The following is a 16,428-nucleotide window of genomic DNA, read 5'->3' as shown; positions in this document are numbered from 1 at the left end:
CGGTTCAGGCTGCCTTGACGATCACAGGGATCTGCTCAAGGCGGGATTTACGCAAGTTCCGTTCCTCCGGCGTAGCCGGGCGGATCTGGCCGCGCTCTTCCATGAAGACCAGGTTGTCGTCGCGCAGGTCGCTGTTGACGAAGTGGCGGAAGCGCTTGCGGGTTTCCGGGTTGGTCACGGCGGCCTTCCATTCGTCTTCGTAAGTGTCCACCACGTGCTGCATCTGCGCCTCCAGTTCGGCGCCAATGCCCAGGCTGTCGTCCAGCACCACGGCCTTGAGGTAGTCCAGCCCGCCTTCCATGTTGTCGCGCCACACGCTGGTGCGTTGCAGGCGGTCCGCGGTGCGCACGTAGAACATCAGGAAGCGGTCCACGTAGCGCAGCAGCGTTGCGCGGTCCAGGTCGCTGGCCAGCAGTTCGGCGTGGCGGGGCTTCATGCCGCCGTTGCCGCACACGTACAGGTTCCAGCCGCGTTCGGTGGCGATGATGCCCACGTCCTTGCCCTGGGCTTCGGCGCATTCGCGGGTGCAGCCGGAAACTCCAAACTTGATCTTGTGCGGGGCGCGCAGGCCCTTGTAGCGGTTTTCGATCTCGATGGCCAGGCCCACCGAGTCGTCCACGCCGTAGCGGCACCACGTGGAACCCACGCAGGACTTCACGGTGCGCAGGGACTTGCCATAGGCATGGCCCGATTCGAAGCCGGCCGCGATCAGTTCTTCCCAGATCATCGGCAACTCTTCCACGCGCGCGCCGAACATGTCGACCCGCGCCCCGCCGGTGATCTTGGTGTACAGGCCATACTTCTTGGCCACCTGGCCGACCGCGATCAGGCCATCGGGGGTGACTTCGCCGCCCGGCATGCGGGGCACGACCGAGTAGGTGCCGTCCTTCTGGATGTTGCCCAGGAAGTAGTCGTTCGAGTCCTGCAGGCTGGCGTGCTCTTGCTTGAGCACGAATTCGTTCCAGCACGATGCCAGGATGCTCGCCACGGTGGGCTTGCAAACGTCGCAGCCCAGGCCCTTGCCATGTGCAGCCAGCAGTTCGCCGAAGGTCTTGAAGCCGCCCACGCGCACCAGGTGGTAAAGCTCCTGGCGGGAGTAGGCAAAGTGCTCGCACAGGTGGTTGTTTACCGCCAGGCCTTGCTTCTTCATCTCGGCCTTCATGACCTGCGTGACCAGCGGCACGCAGCCGCCGCAGGTGCTGCCGGCCTTGGTGCAGCGCTTCATGTCACCGATATTGGTGGTGCCGCTGCAGACGGCGGCGCAGATATCGCCCTTGGTCACGTTGTTGCAGGAGCAGATCTGCGCGGAATCGGGCAAGGCATCGGCGCCCAGCCCCGGCTTGGCCTGGCCGTCGGAGGACGGCAGGATCAGGAATTCCGGCGACTCGGGCAGCTCGATCTTGTTGAGCATCATCTGCAGCAGGGTGCCGTATTCCTCGGCATCGCCTACCAGCACGCCGCCCAGCAGGTACTTGCCGCACTCGGACACCACCAGCTTCTTGTAGACCTGCTTGCGCTCGTCGGTGAACTGGAACGAACGGCTGCCGGGCGCATTGCCGTGCGGGTCGCCCAGGCTGGCCACGTCCACGCCCATCAGCTTGAGCTTGGTGCTCATGTCGGCGCCGGCGAACTCGGCCCGGTGTCCGAGCAGGTGCTTGGCGGCCACGCGGGCCATTTCATAGCCGGGCGCGACCAGGCCGTAGATCTTGCCGTCCCACAGCGCGCATTCGCCGATGGCGTACACGTCGGGGTCGGAGCTCAGGCACTGGTTGTCCACCGCGATGCCGCCGCGCTCGCCAATGGCCAGGCCGCTGGCGCGGGCCAGCTCGTCGCGCGGGCGGATGCCGGCGGAGAACACGATCATGTCGGTGTCGAGGTGGCTGCCATCGGCAAAGTTCATGCGATGGGTGCCGTCTTCGCCGTCCACGATCTCCACGGTGTTCTTGCGGGTATGCGCGGTGACGCCAAGCTCTTCGATCTTGCGGCGCAGCATCGCGCCGCCGCCGTCGTCCACCTGCACCGCCATCAGGCGCGGGGCAAATTCCACCACATGGGTTTGCAGGCCCATGTCGCGCAGTGCCTTGGCGCATTCCAGGCCCAGCAGGCCGCCACCGATCACCACGCCGGTCCTGGAGCGGGCGCCGCATTCCTGCATGGCTTCCAGGTCTTCGATGGTGCGGTAGACAAAGCAATCCTTGCGGTCCTTGCCGGGCAGCGGCGGCACGAAGGGGTAGGAGCCGGTGGCCATGATCAGCTTGTCGTAGGACAGCGTCTCGCCGGTGGAAACCGTCACCGTCTTGGCCGCGCGGTCGATGCCGGTGGCGCGCGCGTTCAGGCGCAGCAGCATGTTGCTGCGCTCGAAGAAGCCGGCTTCCACCAGCGAGAGATCCTCGGCGGACTTGCCGGCAAAGAACTCGGACAGGTGCACGCGGTCGTAGGCTGGGCGCGGTTCCTCGCACAGCACCGTGACTTCGAGATCTTGCGAGCCGGCCTCGGCCAGGCATTCCAGGAATTTGTGGCCGACCATGCCGTGGCCGATGATGATCAGTTTCATGATGGTTTCCTTGTTCTGTGGGGCCGCTGGTGCGTGTGCTTTGGTGGCGTCGTTGCGTCGTTGCGTCGTTGCGTCGTGGCGTCGGGCGGGCTCAGGACCCGGAACTGGCCAGCGCGTTGTCGAACAGCGCCTGCTCGCTGGCCTTGTGCTCGGCCGAGAAACGCACGGCGATGGCGCACAAGGCGGAGACCATGGCCGCCGTGCCCAGCACGGTCAGCGTTTGCTGCAGGTTGCCGCCCAGGCCCTTCATCAGGAAGCCCGCCGCCACGGCGCCCACGTTGCCGCCGGCGCCGATGATGCCGGCCACGCCGCCCAGCGCCTTGCGGTCGATAAAGGGCACCAGCGCATAGGTGGCGCCGCAGGCCATATGGGTGAACAGGCCAAAGCCCAGCATGGCGGCAACGGCAGCCACGACGTTATGCGCCTGCGCAAACCACAACAGGCCCAGGCCTTCGCCCAGGATCAGCACGAACAGCAGCATGGAACGCGCATCCAGGCCACGGCGCAGCGCAGCCTTGTCCGACAGCCAGCCGCCCAGGGCACGGGCGAACAGGGCGAGCAGGCCAAAGCTGGCGGCGGCCAGGCCGGCGCTGCTCAGCGACAGGCCAAAGTGATCCACGTAATAGGTAGCGGCCACGTTGTGGATGAAGATCTCCACGCCGAAGCAGGCACCGTAGGTGATAAACAGCATCCACACGCGGTAGTTGCCGGCAGCGGCGACAAAGCTGGCCCAGCCGCCTTTCTTGCCGCTGTCGATGGCGATGCCGCGCGCGCGCAGATCCTTGAAGTCGCCTTGCGGGCAGTCCTGCGTATAGCGCCAGTACAGCACCGCCATGATCAGCATCAGCACGCCCGGCACCAGCAACGCCAGGCGCCAGCCCATGGTGTGGCTCACGCCCAGCATCAGCACGCCGCCCAGCAGCAGCGGCATCAGCGCTTGCGCGGCGCCACCGCCGGCGTTGCCCCAGCCAGCGGCTGCCGCGTTGGCGGTGCCCACCACATTGGGCGCGAACATCACCGAGGTGTGGTACTGCGTGATCACGAAGCTCGCGCCAACCGCGCCAATCAACAGGCGGAAGAACAGAAAGGCTTCGTAGCTCTGCGCCATCGCCACGCCCAGCACGGGGATTGCACCCAGTGCGAGCAGGCCGGTGTAGGCGCGCCGGGGGCCAAAGCGGTCGCACAGCGGGCCGATGGCCAACCGCACGAGAATGGTCACGGCCACCGCAGCGATATTGATATTGGCGATCTGGTCGGGAGTCAGGCCGAATTCGCCCTTGAGCACCGGCATCAACGGCGCGCAGGCGAACCACGCGAAGAAGCACACGAAGAAGGCCATCCACGTCAGGTGGAAGGCGCGCATCTGCGGGGTGCGCAGGCTTAGCAGTTCGATGCGGGTGGCTTTGCCGGTCATCATGGCTCCATAAAAACAAATGGCGTCCCGCAATCCGGTCGTGAAGACCAGATCAGGGGACGCCGTTGTCCTGGTGGCAGCGGTGAAGACCGCTACCACCCTGTGTGAGGTGAGCGGGCCGCCGTTGGTCCGCTCACGTCTTATTACGCAAGCGTTGTGCCAGGGCTGTTTGTGATGGATGGCGGGCTTTTTGCGCCGAGCAGGAGCGTCAGGCCGGGAGGCGATGCGCCGAGGTGGGGCGGGGCGGCACGGTCATGGTGCAGTGCAATGGGCCGGGCGGTGCGCGGGGTGGTGCAGGCCGTGGCCGAAGGATTGACGGCCGATCGCGCCCAGGATCGCGCCCAAGATCACGCCTGCGTGGCAGGCGCGTGCGGGAATTCGCCCTCAGCCGCCGGCGCTGGCCGCTGGCTAGCGTGGCAAATCTCGATATCGTTGGGCCGCACCAGCTGATCCGCGTCATCCACCAGCGCCGCGCGCACGCGGCGCCCCTGCTGTGCGGTAAGCAAGGTCACCGGCCCCTGGCCGCTGGCGGCCAGGTGGCGATCCCCCCATTGCATCAGCCCGATGACCACCGGCAGCAGCTCCACCGCGGCGCGCGTCGGCCGGTACTCGAACCGTTCCCGCTCGCCCGGCTCCCGATAGCTCACCTTGCGCAGGATGCCTGCCTCGGTCAGCGTTTTGAGCCTGGCCGACAGCACGGCGGGGGAGCACTGCAGGCGCTCCAGAAAATCGTCGAAGCGCCTGATACCGTGGAAAACGTCGCGCAAGATAAGAATTGTCCACTTCTCTCCAACCAGCGAGAGGGTCGCGGCAATCGAGCAGTTGCGGAGTTCTTGGGTGGTGAGATCCATGCAATGAGCATAGCAGGCTAACTTCATTTGCAAAAGTCAGGGTATTGCCTATACTTCTGACTACTAAATATGAAGTCAGGAGCCGGAAATGCAGCCCTCGAATCCCCCCAGCCTTGCCGGCCAATCCCCCCTGACCGGCGGCGGCTGGCATGCTGGCTGTCCGGAATGCGCCGAGACCTGGAAGTTGAGCGGTGGCGAGCGCGTGGTCGTGCGCGCCGTTCGTGCCGCGGATGCCGATAGAGAGCGGGCCTTCGTCCAGGCCCTGTCGCACGAAAGCCGTTATTACCGCTTCCTGACCGGCGGACGCGTGTCCGACGAGGTAATCGACCTGTTTATCGAGAGCAACGCCGGCCTGGCGCTGGTGGTCACGGCGCAAGTGGAGGGGCTGCCGATGATTGTCGCCAACGGCAACTACGTGGTGACGCGTGGCGAAGACGGCGACGTTGGCGAGTTCGCCGTGGCGGTGGCCGACGACTGGCAAGGCAAGGGTATCGGCCGCCGGCTGATACAGCGCTTGCGCGACGCGGCGCTGGTCGCCGGCCTGCATCTGCTGCGCGGGGACGTGCTGAGCGAGAACCGCCGCATGCTGGCGCTGATGCGGGAGTTCGGTTTCTCCACCCGGCGCAACCCGGAAGACAGCCTGCTGTATGAGGTGAAACTGGTGCTGGGCGAGCTGGCCGGCAACGGCGCGTTGCAGGGCGCCGCCCGGGTCCCGGCGCCCTAGGCCTCCGCGCTTGCGCGCCTGCGCGATCCGGCTGTCACGGTGCATCCCACTGACGCCGTGATGATGCTGGCAATCGCCAGCCATTGCTGCGTATTCAGCGTCTCGTGCAGGAAGGCGAGGCCTGCCAGGGCGCCCATGGCGGGTTCCATGCTGAGCAGGATGCCGAAGGTGCGGCGCGGCAGCCGCTTGAGCGCCACCATTTCCAGCGAATAGGGGATGGCGCTGGAGAGCAGGCCAACCGCCAGCCCTGCCACCAGCAGCGACGGGCTGAACATGGCCGCGCCGGCATGCGCCAGTCCGAAGGGCAGCACGACCAGCGATGCCATGGTCAGTCCGAGCGAGGTGGCTTGCCCGCCGTGCGCGTTGCCTGCCATCTGCCCGAAGATGATGTACAGCGCCCAGCCCACGCCGGCCGCCAGCGCGTAGCCGATGCCCACGGGATCGAGCGTGGCAACGTTCTCCCCGAGCGGCAACAGCAACAGCAAGCCTGCCACCGCAAAGGCAATCCAGAGAAAGTCGATGGCCCGCCGCGACGACGACACGGCGAGCGCCAGCGGCCCGGTGAACTCGATGGCAATCGCCAGCCCGAGCGGGACGGTGCGCAGCGACATGTAGAACAGCAGGTTGGTGGCACCCAGCGCCGCGCCGTATAGCGCGATCACGCGGGCGTTGGCCAGGCTGAGCGGCATCCGCCAGGGCCGCCACACGCACAGCAGGATCAACGCCGAGAAGCTCACCCGCAGCGCCGTGGTGCCCTGGGCGCCAACTTCGGCAAACAGGCTCTTGGCAAACGACGTACCGACGCAGAGCGAAGCCATCGATCCGATCAAGGCCAGCACGGCGATCAGGGTGGCACTTTGATTCAGGCGATTCAGCGGCAATTGCGACTCTCAGGCGATTCTGCGAGCCCGAATCTTGAACGATCCTGGCCCGGCTGGCTAGGCTGCGATGTGCTGCAAGCGCACAGCGTAGCTTAGTAGCTGAGCGCCACGTTGAGCATGACCGTACGGGGATTGCCCACCGGCACGATGTTGTTGCTCAGGCCGCCGGCGTAGTACGCCTTGTCGAACACGTTCTTGACGTTGAGCGCGGCCTTCCAGTGCGATGCCACATAGCCCACGCCAAGGTCTGCCACCGCGTAGCCGGGCACGGTGTAGTTGAAGGTGTAGCCGCCCTTGGCGCTCTGCGCGCGCATGCCGGCACCGGCATACCAGCCTGCCAGCGGCCCGCGGAAATGCTTGGTGCCCCAAAGCGAGACGCTGTGCCGGGACACGTTGTTGAGCGGCTTGCCCACATTGGCGGCAACGGTGTCTTCCGTGACCTCGCTGGCGATGTAGGCATAGGCGCCGGCCAGGCTCCAGCCGCCGCCAAGATCCGCCGTCAGCTCTGCCTCCAGCCCGCGCGTGCGCTGCGCGCCCGTGGCAATGCTGAAGCCGGTATTGACCGGGTCCGAGCTCAGCACGTTGCGCCGGGTCAGGTCGAAGGCCGACAGTGTCAGCAGGCCGCTCTTGTTGGGCAGATCGAACTTGATGCCCACCTCTGCCTGGCGTCCCGTCTCGGGCTTGAAGGTGCTGCCGTTGACGTCGGTGCCGCTATTGGGCAGGAACGAGGTTGCGTAGCTGACATAGGGACGTGCCCAGCTGGTCAGGTCGAACATCAGCCCGGCGCTGCCGGTGACGGCCCGCGCGGTGTCGTCCAGGCGCGTGGCGGCCAGGCGGTCCGTGGTGCTGGTGCGGGCGGTGTCGTGGCGCAGGCCGGCGGTGAGCAGCCAGCGCTCGGCAAGCCGCACCTGGTCGCGCGCGTAGAAGCCCAGCGTGCTGACATTGTCTTCCTGGTTCAGGCTGTAGGCGCTGGGGCAGTTCACGGCCGCGCCATAGACCGGGTTGTAGACGTTCAGCGCCGCGACGCGGCAGGTGCGCTGCAGGCGGCTCTCGTTGCTGCGGTTGTAGTCCACGCCGAGCGTGATCTCATGCTGCTGCCCGGCAATCTCGAAGCGCCGCTGCAGGTTGGTGTCCACGCCGACGGTGGTGCCGGAAAAGTCCTGCTGCGTGCCGCTGCGGTTGAGCAACTGGCTGTTGACTGCCATGGTGCCGCCCGCGATCAGCGTGCCGGCCAGCGACAGCGTTTGCCAGCGGAAATTCTGGTTCAGCGTCCAGCCGGAATCGAAGCGATGGGTCAGCGCATAGCCCAGCCGGTTCTGCTCGCCGTCGTATGGCGCCAGGCCCGGCTCGCCGGTAAAGCGGCTGTTGGGCAGGGTGCCGTTGCGGTTGGCGGTGAGCGTGCCATTCACGGGCAGGCCTTGCTGGCGCACATATTGCCGCGCGTTGTGGCTCGCCAGCAGGGTCAGGTCGGTGCGCGCGCCGAGGTCCAGCGACAGCGACGGCGCGATATAGCGGTTGCGGTAATAGACGTAGTCGGTCGCGTCGTCGCTGTTCATCGCCAGAGCGTTCACGCGCAGCGCGGCCTTGCCGTTTTCCGACAGCGGCGTGCCCACGTCCGCCGTGACCTGCCGCAAGCCGTAGTTGCCTACCGTCAGCCCCAGTTCGCCAAACCGTTCGGGCCTGGGGCGCTTGCTGACGATATTGACCATGCCACCGGGCTGCACCTTGCCGAACAATACCGAGGCCGGGCCTTTGAGCACTTCCACGCGCTCGGCGCCGAACAGCTCCTGCGCCACGCGGTTGTTGCTCTCGACCAGCAGGCCATCCACAAAGACGGATTCCGATGCGCGCTGGCCGCGGATGATGAAGTCGTCCCAGCCGCGCCGGCCGTAGACATTGGTGACCACGCCTGCGGAATTGGCCAGTGCGTCACCCAGGGTTTGGGCTTGCTGGCTGTCCATCAGGTCGCGCGTGATCACGGTGATGGACTGTGCGCTGTCCGCCGCGGACGCGCCGGACTTGGTCACGCCAGCTGCCCGGCGCGTGGCAAAGCCGGTGTCGGCGCGGGGGTCTTCGGCGGCGCTGACCGTGACGGACGGCAAGGTGGTCTCGGCGTCCGGGGCGGCCAGGGCCATGACGGGGGAGAACAGGCAGCCCAGGGCGGCCGGGGCAATCAGTTGGCGAGTGAGCATGGCGCTGCGAGAGTGCGGAAAGCGCCGGATTGTAAATGATAATGATTAGCGTTTGTAAGATTTTGCAATGAAATCGATACGTGCTTTGCCGGCCACGGCGAGGCCGAATGCATGCGCCGGTCTTGCGCCTCGCCCTCCAACGCGCTTTGCACCTCAAGCGCGGCAGGCTATGGTGACTAGGAGACAGAAACCCGAACAGGAGAACACCATGGCACCGTCAGCATCCCCCCGCCGCATCGTGATTACTGGCGCCGGTGGCGCGCTTGGCCGCGCCGTTACCCAGGCGTTCGCGGACGAGGGGGCGCGGCTGGCCCTGATCGACCGCGACGTGGCAGTGCTGCGCGCGCATGCGCCGGTGCCCGAGGCTGCGGACTGGCACCTGTTGCTGGCGGCGGACGTGACCTCGACGCAGAGCATGGCCATGGCGGCACGCAGTATCCTCGACGCGTTCGGTGGCGTGGATGTGCTGGTGCACGTGGCCGGCGGCTTCGAGATGGGCGAGCCCGTGCATGCGCTCAGCCGCGAATCCTGGATGCGGATGATGGATCTGAACGCCTGGTCGCTGGTGGCCGTCACGCAGCATCTGTTGCCCGCCATGCTTGCGCAGGGCGCCGGCAAGGTCGTGGCTGTGACCGCGCGCGGCGCCGCCAGCGGGGCCGCCGCGATGGGTGCCTACTGCGCGTCAAAGAGCGCGTTGCAGCGTCTGGTGGAGAGCTTGTCGCAGGAGGTGCGCCGCGCCGGCGTCAACGTCAACAGTGTCGCGCCGGGCACGCTCGACACCCATGCCAACCGCCAGGCCATGCCCGCTGCCGATCCCACCGATTGGGTCTCGACCGCGTCGGCGGCGCGCGCCATTGCCTTCCTGGCCTCTGACGCGGCGCAGGCGATCCATGGGCAGCATGTGGTGCTGGATGGGTTGAGTTGACCCGCGGCCGGCACGTGGGCCGGCACGGTGCGAGGCTTCTCCTATATGGATTCCCCGGACTCGGCAGGCGCAAAGCCTGCCCGGGACACATGCATCCATGTCGCGCAGGTAGTCGTTCTTCGCAGCGATTGGCGCTTGATGTGTACATGGCATGGGAAGTGGATCCGGGAGAACCCCGGTGATGACGCAAGCGGAAGTCCATTTCGATGCTAGGGTAAATCCCAGTCCCGTTTTCCCGAGTATTGGGAATCGAGGTTTTGATATTTGGGAAAACACGCGCATGCTCTCGTCCCATGCAGATCGAAGCCGACGCCCCCGAAACCAACTACCCCGCCGCTGGCGCGGATCGCGTGCTGTTTGTGCTCGCCGCCTTGGCCCAGCAGGGCAAGCCGATGACCGTGCGCGAACTGGGCGCTGCCACCGGCTTGCCCAAGAGCACCCTGTATCGCCAATTGGTGCTGCTCAAGAAATGGGGCTTCGTGCTGGAGTCGGATGGACGGTATGCGCCCGGTCCGATCAGCCTGCAGCTGGCGCTTGGTTTTGACATGGCCTCGCACCTCGCGCGCGAAGCGCAGCCGGAAATGCAATGGCTGGTACAGCAATCCGGCGAGAGCGTAGGGTTGGTGGTGGCGGTCAAGGACCAGGCGGTTTGCCTGGAAATGATTGAGAGCCGGCAGTCGCTGCGTTGCTCGTTTGAAAAGGGGCGCGGCGTGCCATTGCGGGCGGGGGCGTCGGCAAAGTCCCTGCTTGCGTTCATGCACGAGGACGCACGCCGGCGCATCGTGCTTGGCCTGCCCGATATGGACGCCATGCAGGCAGAACAATTGCTGGACGAACTTGCTGGCATCGAGCGGGCTGGCTATGCAGTCAGCCAGGGCGAGGTGGATGCCGGCGTATGGGGCGTCAGCGTGCCGGTGTTTCGCCGGCGCGAGAAGACGGCGGCGGTCGGCTCGATCACGCTGATGGCACCGGCCACCCGCACGCAGGGGCGCGAGCCGCTCCTGATCGAGATGACGAGGTCGGCCGCAGGAAGAGTCTCGGCTGGGCTCCAGTCCTTCTAGTACCCGGCACCCTGGCACCCAGTACCGGATACGCAATAACCAGTACCAGATCCAATACCTACGAGAGGAGCGATTGATGAATCTTCGACGCAAATGCCTGCTTATCGGCCTGATGGGCCTCAGCCTCGCTGCCGGCCTGGCGCGAGCCCAGGACAACGCAGTCCTGCGGGTGGCCACGGATGCCACCTTCCCGCCAATGGAATTCGTCGAGAACGGCAAGCGCACGGGCTTCGATGTCGAGTTGGTCGAAGCGCTCGCCAAGACGATGGGCAAGCGCGTCGAATGGACCGACATCGATTTCAAGGGGCTGATCCCCGGCCTGATCTCGCGCCGCTTCGACATGGCGGTGTCCGGCATCTACATCACCGAGGAGCGCCGCAAGGTGGTGGATTTCACCGATCCCTACTACACCGGCGGCCTGGTCGCGCTGGTTAAATCCGGCAATACCGCCATCAATACGCCGGCGGATCTCAATGGCAAGAAGGTAAGCGTGCAGGTCGGCACCAAGTCAGTCAATTTCCTGCGCGAGAACTATCCGCAGGTCCAGCGCGTGGAAGTCGAAAAAAACCAGGAAATGTTCAACCTTGTCGAGATCGGCCGCGCGGATGCGGCAGTGACCGGCAAGCCCGCGGCAATGCAATATGTCAAGGCGCGCGGCGGTATGCGCGTGGTCGAGAAGGCCCTGACCACCGAGGAGTACGGCATGGCGGTGCGCAAGGATACGCCGGAGCTGACACGCGCGGTGAATGCCGCGCTGACCAAGCTCAAGGCCGATGGCACCTATGCGCAGCTGGTCCAGAAGTGGTTCGGCGCCGCGCATAAGTAAGGAGGGATGGCATCATGGAGCTGGACTTCTCGCCGGTCTGGGCCGGCTGGCCCGACCTGGTGCGCGGCGCCGGGGTCACGGTCGAGGTGACAGCCTGCGCGCTGGTGCTCGGGTGCGTGATGGGTTTGCTGGTTGGCATCGGCCGGCTCGATCCGCGGCGCCGCGTCGTGTATGGCCTCTGTACCGCCTACGTGACCGCGATCCGTGGCACGCCTTTGCTGGTGCAACTGTTTTTGCTGTTCTTCGGGCTGCCGCAGTTTGACATCCTGCTACCGGCATTCGTTTGCGGCGTGATCGGCCTGGGCATCTATTCCGGCGCCTATGTCTCCGAGATCGTGCGGGGCGCGATCCAGTCTGTCGACAAGGGCCAGATGGAAGCTGCGCGTTCCATCGGCATGTCGTCAGGCCAGGCGATGCGCGCGGTGATCCTTCCGCAAGCGATCGTGCGCATGATTCCGCCGCTGGGCAATGAGTTCATCGCATTGATCAAGAACTCTGCACTGGTATCGCTGCTGACCATTCACGACGTGATGCACGAGGGGCAGAAGATCATCAGTGTGTCCTACCGCTCGTTGGAGGTGTACCTGGCAATCGCGTTGGTCTATCTGCTGCTGACCAGCGCCGCTGGATTGTTCCTGCGGCACATGGAGCAACGGCTGCGTATGGGAGGCATGGTGCAATGAGCGATTCCGCAATCATCCGGATCCGCAATCTGGGCAAATCCTTCGGCGACCATACGGTACTGAAGGGCATCGATTTCGATGTGGAGCCATCGCAAGTGGTGGTGGTGATCGGGCCCAGCGGCTCGGGCAAGAGCACGTTCCTGCGTTGCTGCAACGGCCTGGAGCAGGCGGAGAGCGGCACCATCGAGATCTGTGGCACCAAGCTGCTCGATCAGGGGCTGCTGATCGCCGACCCGGAACTAAACCGCTTGCGCACGGAAGTCGGGATGGTGTTCCAGTCCTTCAACCTGTTCCCCCACCTGTCCGTGCTGCACAACGTCACGCTTGGTCCCCGCATGCTGCGCGGCGCCTCGCGCGACGACGCCGAGCGCAAGGCGATGGCGCTGCTGGAGAAAGTGGGCCTGGCACACAAGGCGCACGCCATGCCGGCCAGCCTCTCGGGTGGACAGAAACAGCGTGTGGCCATTGCGCGCGCGCTCGCCATGGCGCCGCGTGTGATGCTGTTCGACGAGCCTACCTCTGCGCTCGATCCTGAGCTGGTGGGCGAGGTCCTGCAAGTGATGAAGGTGTTGGCCGCCGAAGGCATGACGATGGTCGTGGTCACGCACGAGATGGGCTTTGCCCGCGAGGTTGCCGATGTCGTGGTGGTGATGGACGGCGGCGGCATTATCGAAGCCGGTCCGCCGTCCGTCATCTTCACCGCGCCCACGCAGGAGCGCACGCGCGGTTTCCTGCAAGCCGTGCTGACGCGGCAATGAGCATGGCAATGACAGAGTCTGTCTGGCAGGGCCGTAGCGACGCCGGCGAGCGTGGTGACACCAGGCGTTTGTTCCATGTCGTGCGCGCCGCGGGCGCGCCGCTGCCGGCCGGGTCGCCGGTGGTGGTGGGCTTTGCCTGCGATGCCGGCGTGCTGCGCAACCACGGCCGCGCCGGCGCGGCGCAGGGGCCGGATGCAATCCGCCGCGCCCTGGCCAACGTGCCCGCGCACGGACTGCCGGCCTTGTACGACGCTGGCAACGTGATCTGCGAAGACGATGCGCTGGAAGCCGCCCAGGAACGCTTGGCGGGGGCGGTCCGTGCCGTGCTGGACGGCGGCGGCTTGCCGCTGGTGCTGGGCGGCGGCCACGAAGTCGCCTGGGGCAGCTGGCAGGGGTTGCGGGCGCATCTGGATGCCGCCGGCGACGGCGGCCGGCTGCTGATCGTGAATATCGATGCACACTTCGACTTGCGTACCAGCCGGCCAGCCAGCTCCGGAACGCCGTTCGACCAGATCGCGTGCGAGAGTGCGCGCCGCGGGCTGCCTTTCGACTATGTCTGCCTGGGCGTAAGCCGTCTTGCCAATACGCCGGCCCTGTTTGCCCGGGCCGACGAACTGGGGGTGTCTTACGTCGAGGATGTCGACTTGCAGGAACGGCATCTCGATGCTCGCCTGGCCGCGTTGCGGGAGCGCATGGCCTTGGCCGAGCATGTCTATCTCACCATCGATCTGGATGCGCTGCCGGCGGCCGTCATGCCGGGCGTCTCGGCGCCCGCTGCCTTTGGCGTGCCGCTGGCGGTAGTCGAGGCGCTGGTGGGCGAGGTGCGGCGCAGCGGCAAGTTGCGCGTGGCTGACCTGGCAGAGTACAACCCCAGCTACGACCGCGATCATCAGGGCGCGCGGGTGGCGGCACGGCTGGCGTACCGGCTGCTGGCCTGAGGCGGTGCCCGCTTGCCCGGGGTCCGTCTCCCAGCGGCAGTCTATTTCCGCCGTGCCAGCGGCAACGTCGCCAGCCGTTCCAGCACGACGGCACGCATGCCCGCCGGCGCCGGCAACTGCTCCAGCAATGCCGGCCAGCGCTCGTTGGCCATCGCCACAGCGTCTTTCACGGCGGCGGTGGCGATGCGCTCGGCGATCCGGGCCTCGCGCGCGAAGTCGCGGTAGGTCTGCAACGTTTGCCCGCGCTGCTGGCGGTCGATGGCCACGTTCTGGCCGAAGCCGGCAAAGCCCGGCAGGGCGGCCACGCTGACGATGTCATAGGCGGGCGACAGCTCCGGCGCGATGCCGTTGCGGTACAGGAAGGAGAAGTTCTTCAGGTGGGCGTCGCTGTTGCCCAGCAGGGTGTTGACGGCCTGCCGGATAAAGAACTGCCGCACATCCTCGATCCCGCGCACGCTCAGCCGGTCGAGCAATTGCACCAGCACGGCGTAGGCGTCGCGGCCGGCGTACTTGCTATTGGGCATGCGGGTCAGCAACTGGCAACCGTCTTCGGCATGCACGCGTCCGCCAGGTTCTCGGTCAAAGCGGTCCACGGCAAGGAAGTGCAGATCCGCGCCAAGGGCCTCGGCCAGCCCCTCAACCTCGATGGCGGCAAGCGGCACGGGCCGGCACGGCGCTGCCGCCACGCCAGCGGCCTGCGCCAGCTGCATCGACACGTATTCGTTGAAGACCTGGCTATCGTCGTTGCGCGCGGGCAGCTTGGCGATCAGGTCCGACAGGTGCCCGTGGGTGGGCATGGTGTAGCGCTTGCCGGCATGTGCGGTGGAAAGCGCCAGCTTGTTCTGCACGCCCGAGACCGAGGCCGCGCCTTCGGTGGCGCCTTCGATCACGGCGATTTCCAGGTTGTCCGCGCCGCCTGTCACGCCGATGGTGCGCACGTGCGCGGGCAGGGCATCGATGGGCGCGGGGCGCACCACCACCGCGCCCGGCAGGTCGTCGCCGGCGGCGGCCAGGATGCCGAAATCGTCACGGTCTTCGGGATGGCGGCGCGTGGCCTCCAGGCGCTTGCGCAGCTCGCTCTCGGGCAGCAGCCCGGCGAAGTAGGGCGGCAACGCCGCGTTGGTGTTGTACAGCGCGGGATGGAAGGGGTTGGACAGCACCGAGGCGCTCAGCGTGTCGTTGCCGGGGAAGGTCAGCGAAAGGCTGAGCGTGGGCCGCAGCGGGTCGCCACGGAAGGCTTCCGCCGGCACGAAGCGGCAGGTGCGCCCGACCTCGCACAGATGGCCGCACAGCACGCCGTGCAGGTGCACTTCCAGATAGCGGGGCCGCAGCCCGGTGCTCATGATTCCTGCTCCAGGAACATTTCCACCGAGGTCTTGGCCTCGCGGTCCGGTCCGCTGTCCTTGCCCTCGACCAGGCGCTTCACGGCGAGCAGGTGCTCGCGGGGCACCAGGACCCATTCCGCATCGAGCGCGGCACCCACGGCTTCGAGTGTGGAGGCGCGCACATCGCTGCGGCCGCTCAGCGCCGTGGTCAGGTTGGACGGCGCCATGCCGATCAGCCGGGCCACTTCCCCCAGCGAGGATTTGCGTGCGGCTCGGCGTGCCCGGAGCTGGTCGTAGAGTGATGCCATGGCATATTTTCATCTAAGAAGATATGAAATAGCATAGCATACGACGGCGTTTTTTATGTTATTGCATAATATATATCAAGTTTATATGTCATAACATAGTGGCTTGCGTGATCAGGCCGCCTTGCTCTGGTCTGCCGCTTGCCCTGCGGACGCCAGAATGCGGAGGCGGCCCAGCTGTTGAGGAACAGGGATCGTGCGAGCGATGTACACAATGTGTAAAACCAATCACATTGCCAAAACACTTTGATTTCTAAGCGAATTCGTTCCGTAAGTACGCTTTTCGACAGTTGCTGAAAGGCAACGTCAAGGCCATGGATGCTCAGCATTCGTGAGACTACGTCGAACTCGCCAAAATCGCAGTTGCTTCGCGAAGCTTGCGCAACGTCCGACAGGAACGTTGGTTCGCATTGAAAAGCTACAGTCGCATGAATGCTGAGCGTGAAAAGGCTACGCTAGCATGAATGATGAGCGCGGCTCGCACGAATGACGATCTTCAACAGTTGCTGAACGGGCCCCAGTGGGACTCAACAGGGTTGGTGCTCGAGCCAGCGCACTGGGAGCGAGCCGTCCGGGAGTCCGGTTACGTGGCTGCGCAGCAGACAGTGCGGCTGCAGGTGTAGCGATGGTACTGCCAATACTGATAGTGCCGCCGATCCCGGTACAGGAAGCAGCCCCGCGCCAGAACAGAAAGCAGTGAATGGCCGCGACGCGCTCATATGCTATTGGCGCCGGGTGCTATGGCTGCCGCCACAAGCTATCGGCAATTGGCAGGGCAGGGCGGTGGCACTGCGCGGCACGACATTTGGGTTCGGCGGGATGACAGAAGCCGAATCGTACGATCTGCTTCGCGATTGCGAGCGGCTGACTCGGCTACTGCTGCGCCGATCGTGGGCGAGCCTGCCGCGGCTCCAACGGCGGTGGATCCGCAACGCTACCCGGGTCTTCGATCCAGGCATGCCGACTATCAAGGTGGCACGAGCGCAGACGA

General features: G+C 65.7%; 14 protein-coding genes. 7 read left to right on the top strand and 7 right to left on the bottom strand.

The window, feature by feature from the left end; translation table 11 throughout:
- Positions 1–4: 4 nt before the first annotated feature.
- From nirB to RR42_RS31775, 3 genes are all read right to left on the bottom strand, one after another.
- Entirely contained in the window at positions 5–2,554 is a 2,550-nt protein-coding gene (nirB, locus tag RR42_RS31785) for a nitrite reductase large subunit NirB (protein ID WP_043355847.1), read from the bottom strand.
- A 91-nt stretch (positions 2,555–2,645) separates the two neighbouring features.
- Positions 2,646–3,968, bottom strand: coding sequence for an MFS transporter (locus RR42_RS31780; RefSeq protein WP_043358285.1), 1,323 nt, complete (start codon positions 3,966–3,968; stop codon positions 2,646–2,648).
- A gap of 347 nt (positions 3,969–4,315) precedes the next feature.
- The gene (locus RR42_RS31775; protein ID WP_043355846.1) at positions 4,316–4,819 is read right to left on the bottom strand and encodes a winged helix-turn-helix transcriptional regulator; all 504 of its coding nucleotides are present in this window, start codon (positions 4,817–4,819) and stop codon (positions 4,316–4,318) included.
- A gap of 88 nt (positions 4,820–4,907) precedes the next feature.
- Between RR42_RS31775 and RR42_RS31770 the strand changes: the two genes are divergently transcribed.
- Positions 4,908–5,543, top strand: a complete 636-nt coding sequence (locus RR42_RS31770; RefSeq protein ID WP_043355845.1) for a GNAT family N-acetyltransferase — start codon at positions 4,908–4,910, stop codon at positions 5,541–5,543.
- On the opposite strand, the gene RR42_RS31765 is transcribed toward RR42_RS31770, so the two are convergent.
- Complete coding sequence (locus RR42_RS31765; protein ID WP_082055174.1) at positions 5,540–6,424, bottom strand: EamA family transporter; 885 nt, start codon at positions 6,422–6,424, stop codon at positions 5,540–5,542. The two genes, RR42_RS31770 and RR42_RS31765, sit on opposite strands and share 4 nt — an antisense overlap.
- Before the next feature lie 92 nt (positions 6,425–6,516).
- Positions 6,517–8,616, bottom strand: a complete 2,100-nt coding sequence (locus RR42_RS31760; RefSeq protein ID WP_043355843.1) for a TonB-dependent siderophore receptor — start codon at positions 8,614–8,616, stop codon at positions 6,517–6,519.
- A 208-nt stretch (positions 8,617–8,824) separates the two neighbouring features.
- On the opposite strand from RR42_RS31760, the gene RR42_RS31755 reads away from it, so the two are divergent.
- From RR42_RS31755 to hutG, 6 genes are all read left to right on the top strand, one after another.
- Positions 8,825–9,541, top strand: coding sequence for an SDR family NAD(P)-dependent oxidoreductase (locus RR42_RS31755; protein ID WP_043355841.1), 717 nt, complete (start codon positions 8,825–8,827; stop codon positions 9,539–9,541).
- Between the two features lie 293 nt (positions 9,542–9,834).
- The gene (locus RR42_RS31750; RefSeq protein WP_043355839.1) at positions 9,835–10,602 is read left to right on the top strand and encodes an IclR family transcriptional regulator; all 768 of its coding nucleotides are present in this window, start codon (positions 9,835–9,837) and stop codon (positions 10,600–10,602) included.
- Between the two features lie 76 nt (positions 10,603–10,678).
- Entirely contained in the window at positions 10,679–11,428 is a 750-nt protein-coding gene (locus RR42_RS31745; protein ID WP_043355837.1) for a glutamine ABC transporter substrate-binding protein, read from the top strand.
- A gap of 14 nt (positions 11,429–11,442) precedes the next feature.
- Positions 11,443–12,111: an amino acid ABC transporter permease gene (locus tag RR42_RS31740; RefSeq protein WP_043355835.1), complete on the top strand. Its 669-nt coding sequence runs from the start codon at positions 11,443–11,445 to the stop codon at positions 12,109–12,111.
- A complete protein-coding gene (locus tag RR42_RS31735; protein ID WP_043355834.1) occupies positions 12,108–12,869 on the top strand; it encodes an amino acid ABC transporter ATP-binding protein in 762 nt (253 codons plus the stop codon). Before RR42_RS31740 ends, RR42_RS31735 begins: the two co-directional genes overlap by 4 nt.
- Entirely contained in the window at positions 12,866–13,807 is a 942-nt protein-coding gene (hutG, locus tag RR42_RS31730; RefSeq protein WP_043355833.1) for a formimidoylglutamase, read from the top strand. Before RR42_RS31735 ends, hutG begins: the two co-directional genes overlap by 4 nt.
- Positions 13,808–13,848: 41 nt before the next feature.
- Here the strand turns inward: hutG and RR42_RS31725 are convergent, their stop codons facing one another.
- Positions 13,849–15,150, bottom strand: coding sequence for a type II toxin-antitoxin system HipA family toxin (locus RR42_RS31725; RefSeq protein ID WP_043355831.1), 1,302 nt, complete (start codon positions 15,148–15,150; stop codon positions 13,849–13,851).
- A complete protein-coding gene (locus tag RR42_RS31720) occupies positions 15,147–15,440 on the bottom strand; it encodes a helix-turn-helix domain-containing protein (RefSeq protein ID WP_043355829.1) in 294 nt (97 codons plus the stop codon). Before RR42_RS31720 ends, RR42_RS31725 begins: the two co-directional genes overlap by 4 nt.
- Positions 15,441–16,428 lie beyond the last annotated feature (988 nt).

This window comes from Cupriavidus basilensis, from assembly GCF_000832305.1.
Lineage (GTDB): Bacteria > Pseudomonadota > Gammaproteobacteria > Burkholderiales > Burkholderiaceae > Cupriavidus > Cupriavidus basilensis_F.
Note: the sequence above shows the minus strand (reverse complement) of the source record. Positions and strands in the feature narration are given on the sequence as shown.

Excerpts from the sequence above, each read along its gene's own strand:
- nirB (WP_043355847.1), bottom strand. The coding sequence starts at position 2,554 with ATGAAACTGATCATCATCGGCCACGGCATGGTCGGCCACAAATTCCTG.
- RR42_RS31780 (WP_043358285.1), bottom strand. The coding sequence starts at position 3,968 with ATGACCGGCAAAGCCACCCGCATCGAACTGCTAAGCCTGCGCACCCCG.
- RR42_RS31775 (WP_043355846.1), bottom strand. The coding sequence starts at position 4,819 with ATGGATCTCACCACCCAAGAACTCCGCAACTGCTCGATTGCCGCGACC.
- RR42_RS31770 (WP_043355845.1), top strand. The coding sequence starts at position 4,908 with ATGCAGCCCTCGAATCCCCCCAGCCTTGCCGGCCAATCCCCCCTGACC.
- RR42_RS31760 (WP_043355843.1), bottom strand. The coding sequence starts at position 8,616 with ATGCTCACTCGCCAACTGATTGCCCCGGCCGCCCTGGGCTGCCTGTTC.
- RR42_RS31755 (WP_043355841.1), top strand. The coding sequence starts at position 8,825 with ATGGCACCGTCAGCATCCCCCCGCCGCATCGTGATTACTGGCGCCGGT.
- RR42_RS31750 (WP_043355839.1), top strand. The coding sequence starts at position 9,835 with ATGCAGATCGAAGCCGACGCCCCCGAAACCAACTACCCCGCCGCTGGC.
- RR42_RS31745 (WP_043355837.1), top strand. The coding sequence starts at position 10,679 with ATGAATCTTCGACGCAAATGCCTGCTTATCGGCCTGATGGGCCTCAGC.
- RR42_RS31740 (WP_043355835.1), top strand. The coding sequence starts at position 11,443 with ATGGAGCTGGACTTCTCGCCGGTCTGGGCCGGCTGGCCCGACCTGGTG.
- RR42_RS31735 (WP_043355834.1), top strand. The coding sequence starts at position 12,108 with ATGAGCGATTCCGCAATCATCCGGATCCGCAATCTGGGCAAATCCTTC.
- hutG (WP_043355833.1), top strand. The coding sequence starts at position 12,866 with ATGAGCATGGCAATGACAGAGTCTGTCTGGCAGGGCCGTAGCGACGCC.
- RR42_RS31725 (WP_043355831.1), bottom strand. The coding sequence starts at position 15,150 with ATGAGCACCGGGCTGCGGCCCCGCTATCTGGAAGTGCACCTGCACGGC.
- RR42_RS31720 (WP_043355829.1), bottom strand. The coding sequence starts at position 15,440 with ATGGCATCACTCTACGACCAGCTCCGGGCACGCCGAGCCGCACGCAAA.